Origin of the sequence: Escherichia sp. S10b (assembly GCF_028421345.1) — a bacterium.
In the GTDB taxonomy this organism is placed as follows: Bacteria; Pseudomonadota; Gammaproteobacteria; order Enterobacterales; family Enterobacteriaceae; genus ECMA0423.
The window spans coordinates 1-1,656 of sequence record NZ_JAHZSO010000144.1 but is presented as its reverse complement, the minus strand read 5'-3'; the positions used below and the strand labels follow the sequence as shown (position 1 = coordinate 1,656).

Below are 1,656 nucleotides of genomic sequence, written 5' to 3'. Positions count from 1 at the left end.
GGAATACACCGCGGTATACAGTGAAGAACGGTCAAGATCGCGGGGTAGCCTGATAACACCGGATGCCACAGCCTGTTTCAGCCAGGCACGATACATCGGGCGGGTGACGGCACCAATAAACCAGTCCTGCAGGATCAGGTAGCCATCAGTGGATTCAACCAGCTCCTGACGCTGGGCGCTGTAAGTGCCGTTATAGTTGCGCGCAGTACTGGAAAAACTCAGACGACTGCCAGCCGCCACTGCACGCAACTGACCATTACGAAAAGTTTCAAGATTAGGATTGGGGCGATCCGACTTCACCATTCCGATTTCTTCGCCGGGTTTCAGATCGTCGTAAATAATGCCTGGCTGAATGGTAAGCTCGCGTTCCTTATCCTTGCTGCCATTACCATCCGGTTCATAGCTCTGCCCGTCGCCTTTGCGGATGTACATCCCCAGAGCAGCGGCGATCCTTGCTGCAGTCAGCTCAGAATCTTCATACTCTTTCAGGGCACTGAGGCGGATCAACACACCGGACAACAAAGACGTCCCGCGCATCTGGTGCAGACGGCGAACAAATTTAAGATGCAGCATTCGCTCTGCATCCACTTCTTTGGTTTCCATCTGCCGTCCGGATACGGGACGGCTTTTATACACCAGATATTTTTCGGGACGCCCCCAGTCATCAACAAACACGCCCTGATTCAGCCTGTTGCTCTCATCACTGGTCATGGGAATAAAGTCCGGCTCGAGCGCCTCCAGCCAGAAATGAACACCGGCAGAAGGCGTCAGGCTGTTTATGCGCCCGGAAACCATCTGGGCAAACACCTCACCATCGCGCAGCCAGGTACGCAGCATCAGACGTTCCAGCATCGGACGGGTAAACTGCCCGGTGACTTCCGGGCTGACAGACCATTCACTCCATCGGGTGCGAATCTCCGCTGCCAGATCACGGGCAATGGCCCCATTGCGTAATACCGGATGTGGCTCGACAATAATCCCGTTTTTCCCCACCACCCGTTCTTCCAGCTTGTCAAATACACCAATAACCAGATCGTGGTTGTTATCAAGGTAACGGGCCTGCTCACGTAACGACACGGCCCCGTACTGGCTTAACTGGTCGGCAGTTCGGTTTTCCCGCCGGGCTTTGTGTGTCCGCGTCGTTTTTACGGCCTCATAAGCCTGGATCACCACACGGGAACGCAGCCTTGCCGCTTTCCATCCTGGTGAAAAAACGCCAATCACATCATCAAGAATTGCCATCAGAACCTCGCCAGCCGGTACCCGGGATGCCCCCGTCGTCGTGTAATCAGAGCCGCAAGGCGGCGCTCCCACTCCTGCCGTCCCTGCCGGATCTCAGATAAGTTTTCCATGGTCATCTGCTGACCATTAAAGGTGACGGATTTTCCGTCCAGCACCGCCATTTCAGCTTCCGTATAACGCTGAATCATGGCTTCGATATCATTCTGGTTCATAACCATCCTCCGGAAGTCAGCCAGGGGTTAACATCGTCAGTTACTGTTTTCTTCCGTTTTTGTTTTTTAACAGGCGTGGATACCGGTTCCGGTGAGGGTGACGGTTCGATACTGTCCGGGACACACTCCAGCCAGGTTTCCCGGCTCGCCCACTCCGGTGCATCCGGCCAGCGGATCTTTTCGTATCCATGCAGAATGACCA

The 1,656-nt window shown here is 54.6% G+C and carries 2 protein-coding genes and 1 pseudogene; all 3 read right to left on the bottom strand.

Annotated elements, in window-relative coordinates:
* A partial coding sequence (locus FTE26_RS20260) for a phage portal protein (RefSeq protein WP_272457552.1) occupies positions 1-1,242 on the bottom strand: 1,242 nt, incomplete at its 3' end.
* Positions 1,242-1,454 carry a hypothetical protein gene (locus FTE26_RS20255; RefSeq protein WP_001072975.1) on the bottom strand — a complete coding sequence of 71 codons (213 nt, stop codon included), beginning with the start codon at positions 1,452-1,454 and terminating at the stop codon, positions 1,242-1,244. The genes FTE26_RS20260 and FTE26_RS20255, both read right to left, overlap by 1 nt.
* A pseudogene (locus FTE26_RS20250) lies at positions 1,451-1,656 on the bottom strand (terminase gpA endonuclease subunit); the annotation flags it as partial. The gene FTE26_RS20255 and the pseudogene FTE26_RS20250, both read right to left, overlap by 4 nt.

What these genes read in the sequence shown, in the direction of transcription:
- FTE26_RS20255 (WP_001072975.1), bottom strand. Translation starts at nt 1,454, where the DNA reads ATGAACCAGAATGATATCGAAGCCATGATTCAGCGTTATACGGAAGCT.